The sequence below is a fragment of the Polaribacter sp. Asnod6-C07 genome, from assembly GCF_045063625.1.
GTDB lineage: Bacteria > Bacteroidota > Bacteroidia > Flavobacteriales > Flavobacteriaceae > Polaribacter > Polaribacter vadi_A.
The window spans coordinates 997235-1017135 of record NZ_JBEFOF010000005.1 but is presented as its reverse complement, the minus strand read 5'-3'; the positions used below and the strand labels follow the sequence as shown (position 1 = coordinate 1017135).

The following is a 19901-nucleotide window of genomic DNA, read 5'->3' as shown; positions in this document are numbered from 1 at the left end:
AAAAGTCTTCTAATGAAATAATTAATCAAAAAACTTAATTTAAACTTTTAATTATTATGACTGTAAAATTTCAAGATTCTATTAATTCAGAAAATTTAAATTTATGAAAAAACTCAACTTATTATTACTATTATTATCCATTTCTTGGGGGTCTTTTTCTCAAGAAATAATTAAAGGTGTTGTAAAAGATTCTGGAGGAATCCCATTACTTGGTGTAAGTATTATTGAAAAAGGAACAAAAAATGGAACAATTACAGATTTTGATGGTGTTTATCAAATAGAAGTAGCTCCAAATTCTACTTTAATTTTTTCTTATTTAGGGTTTAAGACTCAAGAGATAAAAATAAATGGAAAAACGAGTATCAATATTACAATGGAAGAAGATGCAGAAAATCTTGATGAAATTGTGATTGTTGGTTATGGAAAACAAAAAAAAGAAAGTGTTTTAAGTGCAATTAGCCAAATAAAAGGAGAAGATCTTGTAAAAGCAGGTTCTCCTAATGTAGTAAATTCTTTAAGTGGTATAACACCTGGTCTTAACATAGTGCAATCTTCTGGAAAACCAGGATTTGATGAAGGTGAGATATATATTCGTGGAAATGCAAATCCGTTAATACTTGTTGATGGTGTTGAAATTGTTGGTGGTATTGCCAATATAGATCCAAGAGATATTGAGAATGTAAGTGTTCTAAAAGATGGGGCAGCAACTGCGGTATATGGAGTTAGAGGAGCAAATGGGGTTATAATTTTTACAACAAAACGTGGTAAAATAGGACCACCTAAGTTTAGTTCTTCTAGTCAATTTGCTGTAAAAACATTAAATAATAGGCCAAATATGTTAAATGCTTATTCAGGATTAAGCGCATTGAATGATGCTGTTTTAAATGACCAAGCTTATACGTCTGGGTATACAGATCCAGAAGATTTGATAAATTGGCAAAATGGAGGTTCTCCATATCTTTATCCAGATACTAATTGGCAAGATGTAGTGCTTAAAGATTATGCTACTAGTTTAAATCAAACCCTTAGTATGCGAGGAGGAACAGATTTGGTAAAATACTATGCTTCTGTAGGATATTTGCAGGAAGGTGATATTACCAAAACAGAAAAACTTTTTAATTTTGACCCAGCATTTGATTTTAAGAGATATTCTTTTAGAGGAAATTTAGATTTTACATTAAGTAAAACTACTCGTTTAAAAACAAGCGTTAGTACTCGTTTTGAAAACACAAATCAACCAGGTAGTGGTAGTATTAGTTTCTTAAACTTATATCGTGCTTCTCCACTAACTACACCTATTTATCCAGCAGAAGTAATGGAGTTATTTGCAGACCCTTTGTATCCAGGGATATCTGAATGGAGGCTAGGAACAGGAGCTGGTAGTGATGATTATAATATGTATGCAGATTTAAATGCTAATTATACTGGTTCTCAGCAAAATACAAAGACAGTTTTTTCTATGGATTTTGAATTAGAACAAGATTTAGATTTTATTACTAAAGGACTCTCTTTTACAGGAAAATACAATTATGTAAGTAATTATAATACTGTAAGAAAATATATATATGATGGGCCAAGATTAGATCGTTATTATTTAAATAATGATGGTACTTGGATTTCCACAGAAGGTAGAAACTATGAACGTAGAACATATACAGAAGGTAATGAGTCAATAAGTTACAGCCAACAAATAAGCTATTACAGAGCACAACTTAATTACAAAAGATCTTTTGGTAAGCACAATGTAACAGGTATGGGGCTCTTTAGTAGAAACGAAAGAATTATTAATACTACATTTCCTTATTATAACGAAGATTGGGTAAGTAGGTTTACTTATAACTATGCCTCAAAATACTTTTTTCAGGTTAGTGGAACTTACAATGGAGATGAAACTTTTGCAGAAGGGTATCGTTTTAAGTTTTTTAAATCTATTGAAGCTGGGATTAACTTAGCGAAAGAAGATTTTGTTAAAAAGAATATTCCTGCACTTAATAACTTTAAAATCAGATATTCTTATGGAGAAACTGGTTCTAAAGCAGGCTTAGGAGGTAGTAGATGGGAGTATTTAAGTTATTATGAAAATATAACTAGTACAACATTAAGAAGTCGTTATTTCTTTGGAGAAGATATAAATCCATTACTTACAATTATTGGAGAAACACAAATAGGAAACCCAGAATTAACTTGGGCAACAGTATCTAAACAAAATTTAGGTGTTGATTTTGGACTCTTTAATAATAAATTATCAGGTACTGTAGACTTCTTTAATGAAAAAAGAGATGGGTTAATAGGCGTACCTAGTAGTGCAATTGTTCCTTTGTTTTATGGTTCTACAGCAACCCTAGCTTTTGAAAACTATGGAGCTTCAAAAAGACAAGGATATGAAGTTGCCTTAACATATAAAGGGAATATAAAAGGAGATTTTAAATATTCTGTTACAGGTTTTTATGGATTTAATGAAAATAGAATCTTAAAAAGTGTTGCTGATGGAGCTGGAACTCCAGAATATAGCCAATTATCAGGAAAACCAGCAGGAACTACTGCTTTGTTACAAGATGATGGATATTTTCAAAACATAGATGAAGTAGTAAATTACCCAGATTTTGCAGGTGGTCCAGGTTTAGGAGACTATAGATATGTAGATTATAATGCAGATGGAAGTGTAGTAGCAAGTGATACCGATGATTTTGTTAAATACGATTTACCAGCTTCTCCTGAACATAGTTTTAGTTTAAATTTCAATTTTAATTATAAATCTTGGAATTTAAGTGCATTGTTAAATGGAATTTCTGGGCATAAAGGACTAGTTAATACAAATATAGCATATGCATTGCCTGGAGGTAACCCTACAGGACGATATAGTCAGTTAGATTATTGGACACCAACAAATACAGATGCAGCTTACCCAGCTGTTCATGTTCTAAATACTAACAACTTAACCAACTCTACAGCTCGTATTGTTAATTTAGATTACATCAAACTAAGAAGTTTACAATTAGGTTATAATTTTGATGTAAGTAACGTTAAGAATATTAGTAAGTTAAATGTTTATGTGAGTGGTAATAATATTTTCACGATATCTAACATAGATTATGGTGATCCAGAAGGTAATAATCCAGGGTCGTACCCAGTTTTATCAAGGTTTAATCTAGGACTTAATGTGAGTTTATAAAAAAATTAATAATCATGAAAAAAAATAAATATATAATAATACTATTAACGGCAGTTTTTTTTATTAGTTGTGAGGATTATTTAGATAAAGTAGAAGGAGCTGATGGATTAGACCAAGAAGCTGTGTTTACAGACGTACGTTTGGCTACAAATTTTTTAGATGGTGCTTATGGGTACCTAACTACAGAAGTGAGTAATCAAATAGGTAATTTTACAGATAGGTTGCCTGCTATGACTATGGGAGGAGAAGGTTATCCAGGAAGAATTAATCAGCAGCATCCAGAAAATTATGGCTTGTATGCTCAAGGAGATTATTCAAGTTTAATGAATAAAGGCTTAGATGCTCAAGCTACTCCTGTTTTTGCAAGAAGATATAAGACTAGTTGGAGAGGAATAAGAATAACGAGTACTTTTCTAGAAAATGCAGATTTTATACAAAATAGTAATCAAGAGGAAATTGATGGCTTAAAAGGTCAAGCCTATTTTTTAAGAGCTTTTTACTATCATATTTTAACAAAGAGACATGGAGGTTTACTTTATTTAAAAAACACTATAGAAGTAAACGAAACTATTACAGCAGAAAGAGAAAGTTACGAAAGTAATTATGCAGATATGTTAGAAGATTTAAATTTTGCAATAGAATTATTACCAAAAGAATGGGAAGGAGCAAATCTTGGTAGAGTAACAAAAGGAACTGCTATGGCCTTAAAATCTAGATTAACTTTATTTGCAGCAAGCCCATTAGTTAATACAAGTAGTAGTTCTGAATCTTGGAACGATGCAGCAATAGCAGCTTCAGATTTAATAGAATTTGCCAATAGTAATGGCCTGTATACTTTGGCAGATGCTAGTGCAGCTGCTAATTTAGAAGTAGATCATGATGGAGCAGACCTATTTGTTTCAGAACCAGAAAAACTACAACCTTATAGAAGTTTGTTTGTAGGTCCAGGAGCTAGTAAAGCTATTCCAAGTGAAGTTATACATATGGAAGCAAATCTAAATACGGTTCTTACAGGAAGCCGTACGATTCCTATCCCTAGATTGGCATTAACAACTGGTTTTGATATTTTAAAAGGAAATGGACAACCTGCAGGTATTGGTGCTTTGGCAAATTTTGTAGATAAATTTGAAACTAAAAATGGATTACCAATAGACGAAGATCCTAGTTACAATCCACAAGAACCTTTTATCAATAGAGATCCAAGGTTTTACAATGCTATTTTATTTGATGGTGTTCCATGGACACATGTACAAAGTGGTCCTATTAATGCAACAGGAATTATTGATTTAGCAGTGGTAAACGAACAAGGTAATAGAGGTTTAGATTTAAGCAGTTCATCTCTTGCTCTTTGGAAAGTTAAAAATTTAACAGGTTATCGTATTAGAAAATGGGTTCCTAATGGTTATTGGTATCGTTCTACAGCTTCGTTAGATTTTTATGTTAATAATATTGTGTTTAGAATGGCAGAAGTTTATTTGAATTATGCAGAGGCTGCTAATGAGGCTTATGGACCAAATGGAAGAGCTCCTGGAGCAAGTTTAACTGCACTTGAAGCTGTAAATAAGATTAGAAATAGAGTAGGTATGCCAAATATAGACTCAAGATATAGTGGGTCTAAAGAATTACTAAGAGAAAGAATTAGAAATGAGCGCGCAATTGAACTTTGTTTTGAAGGACATAGATACGATGATTTAAGAAGATGGAAAGTAGCGCATTTAGAAGAAAACTTAAAAGTAGAATATTTAGAAATGCGTTGGCAAGGAGTATCAGCTACTTATCCTTCAGGATTTAGTTATGAGAATGTTGAGCAAGATAACTTAAAGAAAACTTTTAACGAAAAAAATTATTGGTGGCCAATACCAAATTCAGAATTAGAAGCAGTACCATCATTTGGGCAAACTCCTGGATGGTAAAATTATCTTTTTCTTAAGAAAATATAAACTGAACTAATGAAGAACTTAAAAAACAAATGTAATAGATGAAACGAATCATATCAGAATTAAAAATTTTTATTTTTGGCTTTCTTTATGTACTAACAATTCAGTTAGGAGTTGCGCAAAACAATTCTCCTAGCAGCCTAGTTCAAAAGGATTCATTAAAAATAGAAAACGATAGAATTTTAAAAACCCCTTTTGGTGTTTTTAATTTAAGTAAAACCACAGGTGCAGTTTTTAGCATTTCTGGTGAAGAACTTAGGCAAACTGCAGGAGATAATTTATCAGAAGCCTTAAGAGGTAGAGTACCTGGTTTAAGAATAATAAAATCTAGTAGTATTTCTGGTTCAGAAGCCTATACTTATGTGTTAAATGGCGGAACACCTTATATTTTAATAGATGGGCAACCAAGAGGTTTGCAAGTAGATTTAAGAGAGGTAGAAGAAGTATTAGTGTTAAGTGATGGTACATTTAATTCTCTGATGGGAAATTTAGGAGATAATGGACTAATCTATGTAATTACAAAGGGAGGTAAACCTACCAAGTTTAATATTGAGGTAAATTACCAAGGAGCTGTTAATATGCCTACAAAAATGCCAGATTTACTTTCTGCAGCAGAGTATGCTAAAGTTATAAATCAAGCATCAACAAATGATGGTTTTGGAACTGTTTACAGCCAAGAAGCTATTAATGCTTATGAAAATGGAAGCGATCCTATTAAATACCCTAACGTAGATTATCAAGATGAATTTGTATCTGATCTTGCAGTTTCTCAATATGGTTCTATTGGAATTTATGGAGGAAATGAAAAAACTTCTTATAGTGCTTTTTTAGGGTTTACAGGTTATGAAGGGTTAGAATCTGTTGGAACCACTAAAGGTAAAGATATTAACTTTAGAACTAAAATTAATACAAAAGTAAACGATTTACTAAATGTTCGCGCAAGTGTTTATGGTAAATTTACAGAAAACGAAAGAGCAGTTTTAGGCCCTAACACAGTTTTTTCATGGATTTCAAACGTACCTGCAAATGCTTTTCCATTACAAGTAGGTGACTCTGCTTATGTAGTAAATAATCAATATAGCAACAATTTGTTGGCTGAATTAGAAGCAGGAGGTATAAGAACTGATTATACAGCGAATTTAGTTTTTGATTTAGGGTTAGATTTTGACTTAGAAGACTATGTTCCAGGTTTAAAATATAGCACTTATTTAATGATGAGAACATTCGATGCTCAATCGTTAATCTCTAATAATACTCCAGGGTTATATACTTTAGAGTATTTACAAGATCAACAAGGGTTAGATTCCTTATCAGTAAGGTCTCATACAAGTAATAGTGTACAGATTGGTGTGAGCAGGTCTAACACAAATTTTTTAACTACTATAAGTTATGGTGGAAATTTAAGTTATGCTAAGAATATTAATGAAACAGATGTTTTAAATTTAAATTTAAGCCATTTACTTTATTATCAGCCTAATAATACAGCTTCAGCTCCAGATAATAGAAATATTACAGTTAACTTAAATGGTTCTTATTCTTTAAAAGACAAATACATCATGTTTGCAAATGCTAATATGAGTAGCAGTTCTAAGTTTATAAATAGTAACAGAACTAGCTTTTATCCTACTGTTGGTTTAGCATGGGTTGCCTCTAATGAAAATTTTTTAAAGGATAATGATATTTTCGATTTCGTAAAATTGAGAGCTTCTTATGGTCAAATAGGAACAGAATATACAGCTTCTACTTTTTATTATTTAGATACTTGGGGAGGTGGTAGTAACAATGGAACTATCTATTTAGGAACAAGTAATACACCACAAGGTAAGTATGGTTTTAGATTAGCAAATGTTGCTAATGAAGATATAGATTGGGTAGTTTATAATCAGTTTTATTCTGGTATTGAATTAAAAATGTTGAAAAAATTAGATATTTCGTTTAATTATTTTAATATTTTAATTGATGGTCAATTAACAAAAGCAAGTGCCTTATATGCAGATGCTTTAGGTAATGATACTTATTTACCGATGTTAAACTTTAAAAAAAGAAGAAATAAAGGTTTTAATGCAAACTTAACTTTTAGCGAAACAGAAAAACCTTTTAAATATCGTGTAGGTTTTAATGCAGGATATAATAAAATTATTGGTGAAAAAATTGACGAAGTGCCTTATCCAGATCAATATAGGCTAGCAGAAGGGCAGCCAGAAGATAGAATTATGGGATATGTAAGTGATGGTTTATTTACTGCAGAAAATATTGGAGATGCATTACCACAGTTTGGAGAAGTACAAGTTGGAGATATTAGGTATGTAGATCAAAATAATGATAACGTAATTGATGCTAGAGATCAAAGAGCTATTGGAAACAATACACCAAGATTCAATTACGGAATTAATGTAGGTTTTAAATATAAAGGCTTAAACTTAGATGTAGTTGGTATGGGTGTTGCAGATTATGATATTAACCTAAATAGTTATTCATATTATAAACATTACGGATTAGCTACTTATCATGGTAGTGTAAATAGCGATTTACCTAATGGAAATCAAAATCCAAGATTAAGTACGCTGCAAAGTGTTAATAATTACAGAAATTCAGATTATTGGATTGTAGATGGAAGTTTTTTTAGAATTTCTAATTTAGAGTTAGGTTATACTTTACCTAAATCAGTAATGTCTAAAACACCAATTAAAGATGTTAAGTTGTTTTTAAGAGGTAGCAATTTGGCGGTATTTAGTAAACTTAAAGACTTAGATCCAGAAGATCCAGCAGCAGGATTGTCTGAGTATCCAATGATGAGAAGTTTTGTAATTGGAGCTACAATGAATTTTTAATCAACCAATGGTAAAAAAATATAATAAGATGAAATTTAAAAGCAAAATAGTAATAGTTTTTACCTTAACGCTTGGTATGTTTGGATGTAGTGATTTTTTAGAAGATCAAATACAATACAATACAGAAGAGATGATTACAGAAACTATAGGTAAATCTAGAGGAATTATAGATGATCTTTATTCAGATTATTCATTTAATTATTTTAATGATTTTTCTATTGAATATTTAACAGATAATGCTGTAAAAAATTCTTCACAAACAAATTTAGTAACAGGTAATTGGAATTCAGTAGACAATCCTTATGGATATGTGTGGCAGCAATCTTACCATAATATGAGACAAATATTTCAGTATATTGAGTTGGTGCATAATGAAGGGCAAATTTTTAACCCAGATCCAGCTCAAGCTGATTTAAATGAAAGAACAATTGCAAGGTATTATGGAGAAGCTCACTTTTTAAAAGCATGGGCAGAGTGGGAGTTGTTAAAAGTTTTTGGTGGTCCTTCAGGTAGTGGAACAATGTTAGGTTTTCCTATTGTAAATAGTACATTAGAAAATGAAGAGTACGCAGAATTAACTCGTAATACTTATGATGAGTGTGTGGCTCAAATTATAGCAGATTTAGAGGTGGCAATAGAAAATTTACCTCTTGTATATACAGGAACAGCAGCTAACAATCCTGCTTTTGATGTTACACAAACTGGTAGAGCAAGTGGTTTAGCAGCTTATGCTTTAAAAGCAAAAGTAGCTTTGTATGCTGCTAGTCCAGCATTTAATCCAACAAATGATGCAACAAAATGGGAAACTGCAGCACAATATGCACATGATTTAATTGAACAAAATGGAGGTCTAAAATCTTTACAAGCATTTAATTTTAGTAGACAAGATAATCCAGATCATATATGGAGAATGCGTAATGGTTTTAATAATAATAGTTTAGAACAAGGATTATATCCGCCATCATTATATGGTAGTGGTCAAGTAAATCCATCACAAAACTTAATTGATGCTTTTCCTGATGCCAGTGGATATCCTATAGATAATACATCAAGTACTTATGATGCTAGCACGCCTTATGCTTCAAGAGACGATAGGTTTTATAAATTTGTTTTTTATAATCAAGATCAGTGTTTCACATCAGAATCGTGTAGTCAGTTCTCTCCTTTAGAAATTTATGAAGGAGGACAAGATTACTATGGAGGATTTAACCAAAGTGGTGGAACAAGAACAGGGTATTATTTAAAGAAATTTTTAAGCAATTTAGATTTCGATCCTGCAACAGTTAGTGCTACAACAACATTACCTAAAGTATATGTACAATTGGGTTTAACAGATATTTATTTAATATATGCAGAAGCATTAAACGAAGCTTATGGAGATCCAAATTTAATTCCTGCTGGTTTAAACTATTCTGCTAAAGAAGTTTTGGCAAGAGTAAGACAAAGAGGGGGTATTATTGTAGATCCTTTTTTAGATGCAGCTGCAACCACACAAGCTGATTTTAGAGCTTTAGTTAAAAATGAAAGACGTATTGAGTTATGTTTTACAGGTGATAGATTCCATGATTTAAGAAGATGGAAAGATATTGTTAATACAGAAGATATTGAAGGGGTAAAAGTTGTAAAAAATGCAGATGATACTTTTACTTATCAAAGTATTGAGGTAGAAAGAAGAATATATGAAGAAAAAAATTATTATTTACCATTACCTTATAACGAGTTATTGATTAATACTAATTTAGAGCAAAATACAGGGTGGTAAACAAACAAAGATTAAAGATTATGAAAAACAATAAATTAACAATAATTCAATATTTAACGCTGTTATTATTAATAACATTTAGTTTTGGTTCTTGTGCTTATGAAGATTTTTTAGAGAATGAGTTTGAATTTACTTCAGTTTATTTACCAAAAGAACAAATAGACAGAACTTTTATTATGGATGAAGGCATGAAAATTGGTGTAGGTGCTGTTTTAGGAGGAAGACTGGAAAATACAGAAAATGTAGAAATAACTTTTTCTTTAAATGATGACTTAGTAACTGACGCAGGGTATACAGTATTACCTGATAGTTATTATGAATTGGTTGATAGTGAAGGAAATGCAGTTGTTGATAATAAAATTACTATTTCTGCGGGTAAATTACAAGGTTTTGTTTATGTAAAGGCAGACTCTATAAACTATCTAAACGATGCTACTTCTTTAGGTAATAATTATGCTTTAGGATTTCAGTTAGACAATGTTGTAAAAGCAGATTCTATTTTAGCTAATCTTAAAACTACTGTAATAAGCTTTTCTTATATAAATCAGTTGTATGGAAATTATTTTCAGAATGGACAATATGTAAAAAATGACGGAACTACTGAAGAAACAATTGAATATTCTGGTGATGTTTTAGAAGGTGTATCAATAACTATGATAAACCCTACAACAGTTCAATGTGATGGTATTGCTAATTTAAGAGGAAATAATGATAAAATGAATCTTGTAATTGCAGATGATAATACAATTACTATAGAAAGTGTAACAGGAGCTATAGCAATAACAGATGATGGTGGGTCTTTTTATGACCCTGCCACTCGTACAATAACACTAAACTATTCTTTTGAATCTCTAGGAGTTAATTATACTGCAAATGATGTATTAGCATTTAGAAATAGAGTTGTAGACGGTGTAAATCAAACAGGTATATAATTAAGTTGTAATAGAAAACTTATTAATAAGACTTTATGTAAAATTATTGTTTTGTATTAGGTAAATAAGGCTGGTATTTTATATTGGCCTTATTTTTTTGGAATATAGTTTTAAAAAAAATATGAAAATGAAAAAAATCCACTTAACTTTTATCGCATTATTAACTTTTATAAGTGCTATTGCGCAAACTACTATTTACACCAACAACATGGATTATGTTATTGGTGACGTAAAACAAGCTTTTATTCAAAATAAAATAACTACAGAAGCACAAGCAGATTATTTACTTATAGGTTTTAAAAACTTAGGCGTAAATGGTATTCGTATACCAATTTTTGCAGAAGGGCATACTCCTAATAAAACCATGTTCGACTATTTTTATAACAAAGCAGTAGCAGCAGGTTATCCTATTTTTGCAAATCCTGCTCAACATTCAGGTGGTCAAAGAGTTGCTTGTGGTATTTTAGATATAGCAGACATCTGTACAGTGAAGGATGATGATAGTAAAACAAACGCTTTGATAGACAGAATCATTCAATTTTCTTACGAATATAAATGTGCATGGATCAACCCTTTTAACGAAGATGGAGCTCCTGGAGGAGCTTGGAGTGCTAGTCAAATAAGTACTATTTATAGCAGTTTAAATGGAAATTTAAACGGAGCAGAATTAGTGGGATCTTGTGCGTGGGGAATACCAGCAAGTATAAATGTAATGAAGCAAACAACTATTGCAGATAACATTACAGTAGCAACAACACATAATTTAGGATTTAATCACGAAAGTTGGAAAGAATTTATTGATTTGGCAAAGTTGAAAAATTTACCAATTTGGGATTCTGAAGTTACTCACAATGACAAAAATAAAACAGGTAGTCGTTTAGAAACGGCTATTGCTTCTAATGTAGATGGTTTAGTGATGTATGATATTTGGAGAACCATCAACCAAAGTAATGGTTCCATTAATGGTGGTGGTAGAAATCAAATGGCGTTATACTTAAAAAATATGCCAACTTTAACAGGGAGTTATCAAGTTGATTCTGGAGAAATATTAGAGGGTACATCTGTAATTACTTCAGCTGGTAGTAATGTAAAACTAGCTCCATTACCTGCTGATGGGGTTTGGTCTTGGACAGGCCCTAATAATTTTAAGGCAAATACTAGAGAAATTGATTTAACAAATATTACAGATCTAAATGCTGGAGATTACGTTGCTTCGTATATCAGCCCACAAGGAGATGTAAATCATATTGTAATCACTATAGGATTAGATTGTAACAATGGTGCAAATATTACACCATATTACAGAATAAACGATGTGTCTTGGCTAGTAAATAGTAGCATTACGTTAAATGAAGGAGATAAATTACAAATAGGTCCACAACCTACTTCTGGAAATTGGACTTGGACAGGCCCTAATAATTTTGTATCAAACTCAAGGGAAATAACATTTGGAGATATTACAGAAGATAATTCAGGGGAATATACTGCAACATTTCTTAATGGTACTAGTCAATGTGGAATGTCTGTTACCTTTCATGTAACTGTTGAGAGTGTAAATGTACCTTTTCCAGACCCTAATGCAAGATATTATATAGATACTCCTGGTTTTAATGTTAGATTAGGTGCCAATGGAGAAGATGCTTTTACTACTTCAACATCAACTACTGGTTCTCAAGTTGAGTGGACAATTAAAGAAAGCACATCAGAAGGTTATTACTATATAAACTGTATTGGTAGTGTAGCAAACCCAAGAATAAGAACTCAAAGAACTACTGTACCACAAATGACAGGAAGTGGCTCTACAGGAGGGCAAACAAAATGGCTATTAACCCCAAGTACAAATAGTACATTTTATTTAGATACTGCTTTAGATAACACATCTTATCCACGTTTACAAATTGATAATAACAAACAACCTGCAATGACTGTAAATTATATAACAAACGAATCTGTTAAGTTTACTTTTACAGATATTAGAAAGGGTTTTGTAGGAGATGAAAGTGATAATATATTGTCTATAGATAAAAACCTATTATCTAGATTAGAGTTATTGTTTCCAAGTTATTTAAACTCCTCAAAAGATGTTCTAAAACCTTATAATGCTATTAATCAGATAAAAAAATATCAGATAGAAGTATATAACATCAGAGGCCAAAAAATATTTAGTTCAGGTTCAATTGAAAAAGGTTGGTTGCCTAATAAAAACAGCCGAGGTATTTTTGTATATGTTGTTAAGTATTACAATTTAGAGAATCAATCTATTATTAAAAGAGGGAAAGTTTTAGTTCAGTAGTTCAAAAAACAATTTACATTTAGAGTTATAATAAGTGATGGTTTTCTAATAATACTTGTGTTATTCATCATTTATAGTTAAAACAAAGCTATATGTAACATTTTTACTCCTAATATTAGAAAATAGATTCTATAAGAATATTTAATATTGTATAGAAAGTAAGTAAGGAAATTTTTAGAGTAGAATAGATACTCATTGTGAGAACTTTTTTTTATTGACCTCAAATATTATGAGGGACAAAAAAATATTATCTGATAATAATTATAACAAGGTTGCCTTTTGTAAAATCAAGTATAGTTATTCTAGTGATAAAAGAAGTGATTTTGAGTTAAATAAAGTTATGTTTTAAAAAAATAAATTTGTTGATTTTTTTGTGATTAATTCAGCATCTGGTAATTCAGGTGCTGTTTTTTATGCAAAATTTTTTAGTAATGCATTTAGTTTAAACTTAGTAATAAATAATCAGTCTTTATAAGGTTTAGATGAAACTAAAGACTCTTTTTTTTCTGACAGTATTGAAAGAAAAACCTTTATGGAAGCGTTAAACAACGTTTTTATTAAGCAGGTTTTACCATAATAGTAAAATGATTAATATCACAAAAAAAGCAGCTGTAGGCAAATCGAAAGTTAAAATTTGATATAATAAAGATGGTATTTAGGTCTAGTACCCTGTAGAGTTTTATATCAATTATTTTTCATTTAATCTAGAAGTAGAAAGACACATAGTTTTTATAGAAGAACCTAGTTTTTTGTGATTTTTATCTTTCTTAGTTAATCAGTAAATATTAATTTTGATAAAAGTTATAATAAATACTCTTCTTTTTTTAGTTTAAAAAAGATAAAAAAAAGAGTGCTAATAAAATAAAAGCACTCCTTTTTAGTAATTATAGTTTTTAATAGAATAGTTATTCTTTCACTATTTTTCGAGTAGCTATTTTACCATCTGCTACTATTTTTACAATGTAGATACCACTATTTAAGTTTGAAACATTTAATACTATTGATTTATCAGTAGGGTTAATTTTATTGTATTGTTGTACTACTTTACCAACTATAGAGGTAATACTGATATCAACTTTATTTACGGCTGTTTTTAATATAACATTTATTTTATCTTTAGAATATGAAGGATATAATAAATAGTCATTAAAAGTAACATTGTCATTAGATGCAGTTGCACCTAAATTTGTATATGTAATATCATCAAAAAAACATTCGCCAACTGGGCTTTGAAAACCTTGATGTAACAATGTTCCTCCAGAAATATCTTCATAAACATCATCTGTAGCAGTAACAACTGTTATCCAAGTTGGGGTTGCTGCATCCCCATCATCTGAGTATTCAGCCGTTAAAGTAGATCCATCAACACTAACTCTATACCAACGAGGTACACCAGAAGTTTGTGCAGCTAAATTTGCCTTTTTTAATGTTGGAGCAGCAGGGCTAGTTCCACTTGGTTCATATCTTTTAATTTCTATATTTTGCCAATCAGATCTTATATGGTTAGCTACAATAAATAAATATCCTTGTTTTATTACATCAGGGTATTGAGATGTACCATGTGCTTTTAATAGAATACCAGTTTTTCTTCCATTTCCAGACATTGTTTGTTTCCAAGTCACAGAATAATCTTTACTATCAGGAAACTCGTCTAAAGTAAAGGTACCTATGTTTCCGTCCACATAGTCTGTTACTTCTAAAGTATTACTACCACCATAAGCAACTACGGTTGCACCTCCTACATACGAAGATATATTTGAAGCAGCTTCACCAGCAGTATCATTTTCAAAATTGTATTCTTGAGCATGTAAAGTAACACATAAACATAAAAAAGTTAGAGTAAAAATGTAATGTAATTTTTTCATCATAAAGGTTTTAAATTATTAATTATAGTTACCTGCAAATTAGATCAAAATAGAGAAGTCAATAACCTATTTTTGTTTCAAAAGAGTACAAAAAAGTTAATATTAAGTAAGATACTGCTGTTTTTTGTAGAATGTTTATAGAGTAAAAGATCAATTAAAGAATCTTAATTAGATAAGTATGATATTAAACTAACAACATAATCGATTAGCTAATTATCTAGTTTTTTGAGTCAAACCCTAATGTAGAGTTTAATTTACAAGAAAAGATAAAATAGACTATAACTTAAAGATGTAATTGGCTTAATTGTTTTTAAGTGTAAACAATAATAATGTTCTTTTAATCTTAAAAACGTTTTTACATAATAAAAAGAAATGTTTTTAAAAGTAATTGTTTTTTAAAAGCAGAAACAAAAATTATAAATCAGATGTAGGTTTAAAATTGTCTCTATAGCTAATGTATGTACTCTCTAAACCACTACTATTGCTGCAATTCTTTAAATCTGCAACATTTATAGTCGATAGCTGCAACAATAGTTTCTCCAAAAAGGATTTGATATTTTTATATTTGAATTTGCTTCTAGTGTTGGTTATTTTAGAATAATTTATGAAGAAAATTATATACTAAATTTATAAAATGAAATTACAATTTATGAGAAAAATATTGCTTCTATTTATTTTGATGAGTGTAATTTCATGTAAAAAAATAAACCAAAACTATACAATCTTTCAACTGAAATAGAATTACAAATTAATTTAACAAAATAACAACCTAAAAAGCTAAAATAAATGCTTCCAATTTTAAGAAATCTGAGAAGATAAAATACAGAATTTAGAAAAAAGAGCATTAGAAAAAAAAACAATTTTTTATAAATAAAAAAAAACAATGGCAAAATTTCGTTTCCAATTACTAATTATAGTGATACTTATTTTATCAGCATGTAGTACTTCTAAAATAAAAAAAGAAGGCAAAAGTGTAGTTGCTAAAAAACCAAATATCATTTACATTTTAGCAGATGATTTAGGGTATGGAGATGTAACATCTTTTAATCCTAATAGTAAAATACCAACAGTTAATTTAGATAAAATGGCTGAAAATGGTATAAAATTTACAGATGCACATACCTCTTCTGCTGTTTGTACACCAACTAGATATGGTATTTTAACAGGACGTTATAATTGGAGGAGTCGCTTAAAAAGTAGTGTGTTAGGTGGTTATTCAAAATCACTAATTACACCAAATCGTATAACAGTTGCAGACATTTTAAAAAACCAAGGATATTCAACTGCTTTTATAGGTAAATGGCATATGGGTTGGGATTGGAGTTTTGAAAACGAATCTGAAGTTAAAAAAATTAATAGTTTAAATATAATTCAGAAAGTAAATTACAAAGAACCTATTAAAAATGGGCCTTCTACCCACGGATTTGATTATACATTTGGCTTTTGTGGTTCTTTAGATATGCCACCTTATGTTTTTGTAGAAAATGACATGCCAACAATGGTGCCAACAAAAAATACGGTTAATAAAGATGCAAAAGGGCATTGGAGAAATGGACCAACTTCTGATGACTTTGTACATGAAACCGTTTTACAAGATTTAACAGATAGAGCAATTACTTATATAGATGACAAAGCAAAAGAAGAGAAGCCTTTCTTTTTATATTTTCCATTACCTGCACCGCATACACCTATTTTACCTACAAAAGAATTTTTAGGAAAAAGTAACACCAATAAGTATGGAGATTTTGTAATGCAGGTAGATGATGTTGTTGGTCAAATTAGAGAAAAATTAAAAGATTTAGGCATTTCAGAAAATACATTATTAGTTTTTACAAGTGATAATGGATGCTCTCCAAGAGCAAATTTTGAAGAGTTAGAAAAGTTTAATCATGATCCAAGTTATGTATTTAGAGGTATGAAATCTGATATTTATGAAGGAGGACATAGGGTGCCTTTTATTGTAGAATGGCCCAACAAAGCATTAAAAAAAGCAAGTTCTAATCAAACTATTTGTACAACAGATTTTTTTGCAACCTGTGCAGATATTACAAACTATCAAATTAAAGAAACAGAAGGAGAAGATAGTTTTAGCATGTTGCCATTATTGTTAAAAAACGAGAATCAAAAAATTAGAGAATATACAGTTCATCATTCTATAGACGGGTCGTTTGCAATAAGACAAGGAGATTGGAAATTGTGCGTTGCAAAAGGTTCCGCAGGTTGGAGTTATCCAAAATTAAGTGAAATTAGAAAACAAAAATTAGATTTACCAGCAATGCAATTATTCAATATTAAAAACGATGTTGGAGAAACTAAAAATCTAATAACAAAAATGCCTCAAAAAGCAGCAGAGCTAAAAGCAGCGCTTAAGAAAATTATTTTAGAAGGTAGAAGTACAGAAGGAGCAATACAAACCAATGAAGGAATGGAAGGCTGGAAACAGATAAAAGAAATTGTAAAATAAGAGGATAATTAAAGAAAATAATGATCATTCAAAAATATCAACTTTTAATAATATCAATATTAATTTTTACTGCTTGTAGTAGCTCTAAAGTAAAAAATGAGGTTGGTTACAGTGTTATTAAAAAACCAAATATCATCTACATTTTAGCAGATGATTTAGGTTATGGAGATATACAAGCCTTTAATTCAGAAGGAAAAATACCAACAGCTAATTTAGATAAAATGGTTTCTAATGGAGCCATGTTTACAGATGCACATACTTCTTCTGCAGTTTGTACACCTACTAGATATGGTATTCTAACAGGGCGTTATAATTGGCGTACGAAGTTAAAAAGAGGTGTTTTAAGTGGATATTCAAAATCATTAATTAAACCTAATAGAACAACAGTTGCAGATGTATTAAAATCGAAAGGTTATACAACTGGTTTTATTGGTAAATGGCATTTAGGTTGGGATTGGGAATTTGAAAATGAGGTTTCAGAAGAAAGCTTAACAAATAAGAAAACAATTCAAAAAGTAAATTATAAAGCTCCAATTCAAAACGGACCTTCAACTCATGGTTTTGATTATTCTTTTGGATTATCTGGGTCTTTAGATATGCCTCCTTATGTATTTGTAGAAAATGATTACGCTACACAAGTACCAACAAAAAATACCGTAGGTAAAGACGCAAAAGGTTATTGGAGAAATGGACCAACTTCTAATGATTTTGTTCATGAAACCTTACTACAAGATTTAACAGATAAAGCTATTAGTTATATTGATGAAAAAGCAAAAGAAGATGCACCTTTCTTTTTATATTTTCCTTTACCAGCTCCACATACACCTATTTTACCATCAAAAGAGTTTTTAGGAAAAAGTAATACAAATGAATACGGAGATTTTGTAATGCAAGTAGATGATGTTGTTGGTCAAATTAGAAATAAATTAAAAGACCTAGGTATTTCAGAAAAGACATTATTGGTGTTTACTAGTGATAATGGTACATCTCCAAGAGCAAATTTTAAAGAATTAGCAAAATTTAACCATAACCCAAGTTATGTGTTTAGAGGTATGAAAGCAGATATTTATGAAGGAGGGCATCATGTGCCATTTATTGTTGAGTGGCCAAATAATGTAGAAAAAAACAAAAATATCGAGCAAACAATTAGTACAACAGATTTTTTTGCAACCTGTGCAGAAATTACGGGTTATAATATTAAAGAAACAGAAGCTGAAGATAGTTTTAGTATGTTACAATTACTAACGAGTAATAGCAAAAAAGAAGTTAGAGAGTATATTGTTTATCATTCTATAGAAGGTGCTTTTGCGATAAAGCAAGGAGATTGGAAATTGTGTTTTACACAAGGTTCTGGTGGTTGGAGTTATCCTAAACCAGGTCAAATTAAAAAACAAAAATTAGACTTACCAGAAATGCAATTATTCAATATTAAAGAAGATGTAGCAGAGACTAAGAATTTAATTGCAAGTTACCCTGAAAAAGCAGAGGACTTAAAAGTAGCACTAAAAAAGATAATTTTAGATGGTAGAAGTACAAAAGGAGCTACTCAACAGAATGAGGAGATGAAAGGTTGGAAACAAATAGAATCAATAATTAATTAGGTTTTATAGAAATAGATTTTTTAGTGCTTTAATGGTTTTTTAATACAAATTATTTAACATCATTAGAGTCTTTAAATAAAGTATAAGTTATGAGAAAAATAAGTTTAGTATTTTTTTTAATAGTAATAGTTAGTAATTTCTCTAATGCACAAAATCCAATTTTAAAGAAATCAGATGCCGGATTTATATATGCAGCAGATCCAGCAGCAGAGGTTTTTAATGATACCGTTTATGTGTATACTTCTAGAGATGTAAAAAATGCAGTAGGTTATAGTACTATGCAAGATTATGCTGTTTTAGAGTCTACAGATTTAAAAAAATGGAAAAACCATGGAGTTGTGCTTAAACCAAGAGAGTACAGTTGGGCTCAAGGGCAAATGAATGCGCCTGATGTAGCCTATAAAAATGGATGGTATTATTTTTATTTTCCTTACGATAAAACACATATAGGTGTCGCAAAAAGTAAAACACCAACAGGTCCTTGGCAAGAAGCAGTTTCAGATAAAATTACAACTATTTTCGATCCTACAGTTTTTGTAGATGATGATGGTCAGGCTTATATTTATGGTAATGACCATAAAGTAAATATTGGCGAACCAGGGTCTCATATTATGGGTGCAAAGTTAAAAGATAATATGATCGAATTAGATGGGCCATGGGTTCAGTTAAGTAAAGAAAAAGTTAATGAAGCAGTGCACGTTTTTAAAAGAAACAATATTTATTATTTTCATGCTAGGGTAGGTAAAGTTACCAAATATTGGATGGCAGATACTCCATTGCCACAATATGCAACTTTAAAGGGAGAATTAGCTCCTGATGCACCAAATGCACCAAATCATACATCTGTTATAGAATTTAAGAATAATTGGTATTTCTTTTACCATAGAGGAGACATTAATAATGGTTCGTTTCATAAAAGATCTACTTGTTTCGAAAAAATGACGTTTAGAGAAGATAATACAATTATGCCCATTATATACACTTTAGAAAAAAAGTAAATTTTGATAACTAATTAATATCAATAAAACAAAAGTGTAGAGAAAT

The 19901-nt window shown here is 30.3% G+C and carries 10 protein-coding genes; 9 read left to right on the top strand and 1 reads right to left on the bottom strand.

The features are described 5' to 3' along the window. Positions 1–103 precede the first annotated feature (103 nt). The 6 genes from ACJJVK_RS04135 to ACJJVK_RS04110 all read left to right on the top strand — a co-directional run bounded on the left by ACJJVK_RS04135 (position 104) and on the right by ACJJVK_RS04110 (position 12927). A complete protein-coding gene (locus tag ACJJVK_RS04135; RefSeq protein WP_405563496.1) occupies positions 104–3172 on the top strand; it encodes a SusC/RagA family TonB-linked outer membrane protein in 3069 nt (1022 codons plus the stop codon). Positions 3173–3186: 14 nt separating this feature from the next. After that, positions 3187–5085, top strand: coding sequence for a RagB/SusD family nutrient uptake outer membrane protein (locus ACJJVK_RS04130; RefSeq protein WP_405563493.1), 1899 nt, complete (start codon positions 3187–3189; stop codon positions 5083–5085). Between the two features lie 65 nt (positions 5086–5150). Next, on the top strand, positions 5151–7940 hold the full coding sequence (locus ACJJVK_RS04125) for a SusC/RagA family TonB-linked outer membrane protein (RefSeq protein WP_405563491.1): 2790 nt from the start codon (positions 5151–5153) through the stop codon (positions 7938–7940). Between the two features lie 28 nt (positions 7941–7968). Next, positions 7969–9702, top strand: coding sequence for a RagB/SusD family nutrient uptake outer membrane protein (locus tag ACJJVK_RS04120; RefSeq protein WP_405563490.1), 1734 nt, complete (start codon positions 7969–7971; stop codon positions 9700–9702). 20 nt (positions 9703–9722) lie between these two features. Continuing rightward, positions 9723–10634, top strand: a complete 912-nt coding sequence (locus ACJJVK_RS04115; protein WP_405563488.1) for a DUF1735 domain-containing protein — start codon at positions 9723–9725, stop codon at positions 10632–10634. Between the two features lie 127 nt (positions 10635–10761). Continuing rightward, the gene (locus ACJJVK_RS04110) at positions 10762–12927 is read left to right on the top strand and encodes an immunoglobulin domain-containing protein (RefSeq protein ID WP_405563487.1); all 2166 of its coding nucleotides are present in this window, start codon (positions 10762–10764) and stop codon (positions 12925–12927) included. Positions 12928–13832: 905 nt separating this feature from the next. On the opposite strand, the gene ACJJVK_RS04105 is transcribed toward ACJJVK_RS04110, so the two are convergent. Beyond that, positions 13833–14792: a T9SS type A sorting domain-containing protein gene (locus ACJJVK_RS04105; RefSeq protein ID WP_405563485.1), complete on the bottom strand. Its 960-nt coding sequence runs from the start codon at positions 14790–14792 to the stop codon at positions 13833–13835. Between the two features lie 883 nt (positions 14793–15675). On the opposite strand from ACJJVK_RS04105, the gene ACJJVK_RS04100 reads away from it, so the two are divergent. From ACJJVK_RS04100 to ACJJVK_RS04090, 3 genes are all read left to right on the top strand, one after another. Continuing rightward, on the top strand, positions 15676–17256 hold the full coding sequence (locus ACJJVK_RS04100) for an arylsulfatase (RefSeq protein WP_405563483.1): 1581 nt from the start codon (positions 15676–15678) through the stop codon (positions 17254–17256). 20 nt (positions 17257–17276) lie between these two features. After that, positions 17277–18857 (top strand): arylsulfatase, encoded by a 1581-nt coding sequence (locus tag ACJJVK_RS04095; RefSeq protein WP_405563481.1) that lies wholly within the window; start codon positions 17277–17279, stop codon positions 18855–18857. 89 nt (positions 18858–18946) lie between these two features. Beyond that, the gene (locus tag ACJJVK_RS04090) at positions 18947–19855 is read left to right on the top strand and encodes a family 43 glycosylhydrolase (protein ID WP_405563479.1); all 909 of its coding nucleotides are present in this window, start codon (positions 18947–18949) and stop codon (positions 19853–19855) included. Positions 19856–19901: the final 46 nt, after the last annotated feature.

Excerpts from the sequence above, each read along its gene's own strand:
- ACJJVK_RS04135 (WP_405563496.1), top strand. The coding sequence starts at position 104 with ATGAAAAAACTCAACTTATTATTACTATTATTATCCATTTCTTGGGGG.
- ACJJVK_RS04130 (WP_405563493.1), top strand. The coding sequence starts at position 3,187 with ATGAAAAAAAATAAATATATAATAATACTATTAACGGCAGTTTTTTTT.
- ACJJVK_RS04125 (WP_405563491.1), top strand. The coding sequence starts at position 5,151 with ATGAAACGAATCATATCAGAATTAAAAATTTTTATTTTTGGCTTTCTT.
- ACJJVK_RS04120 (WP_405563490.1), top strand. The coding sequence starts at position 7,969 with ATGAAATTTAAAAGCAAAATAGTAATAGTTTTTACCTTAACGCTTGGT.
- ACJJVK_RS04115 (WP_405563488.1), top strand. The coding sequence starts at position 9,723 with ATGAAAAACAATAAATTAACAATAATTCAATATTTAACGCTGTTATTA.
- ACJJVK_RS04110 (WP_405563487.1), top strand. The coding sequence starts at position 10,762 with ATGAAAAAAATCCACTTAACTTTTATCGCATTATTAACTTTTATAAGT.
- ACJJVK_RS04105 (WP_405563485.1), bottom strand. The coding sequence starts at position 14,792 with ATGAAAAAATTACATTACATTTTTACTCTAACTTTTTTATGTTTATGT.
- ACJJVK_RS04100 (WP_405563483.1), top strand. The coding sequence starts at position 15,676 with ATGGCAAAATTTCGTTTCCAATTACTAATTATAGTGATACTTATTTTA.
- ACJJVK_RS04095 (WP_405563481.1), top strand. The coding sequence starts at position 17,277 with ATGATCATTCAAAAATATCAACTTTTAATAATATCAATATTAATTTTT.
- ACJJVK_RS04090 (WP_405563479.1), top strand. The coding sequence starts at position 18,947 with ATGAGAAAAATAAGTTTAGTATTTTTTTTAATAGTAATAGTTAGTAAT.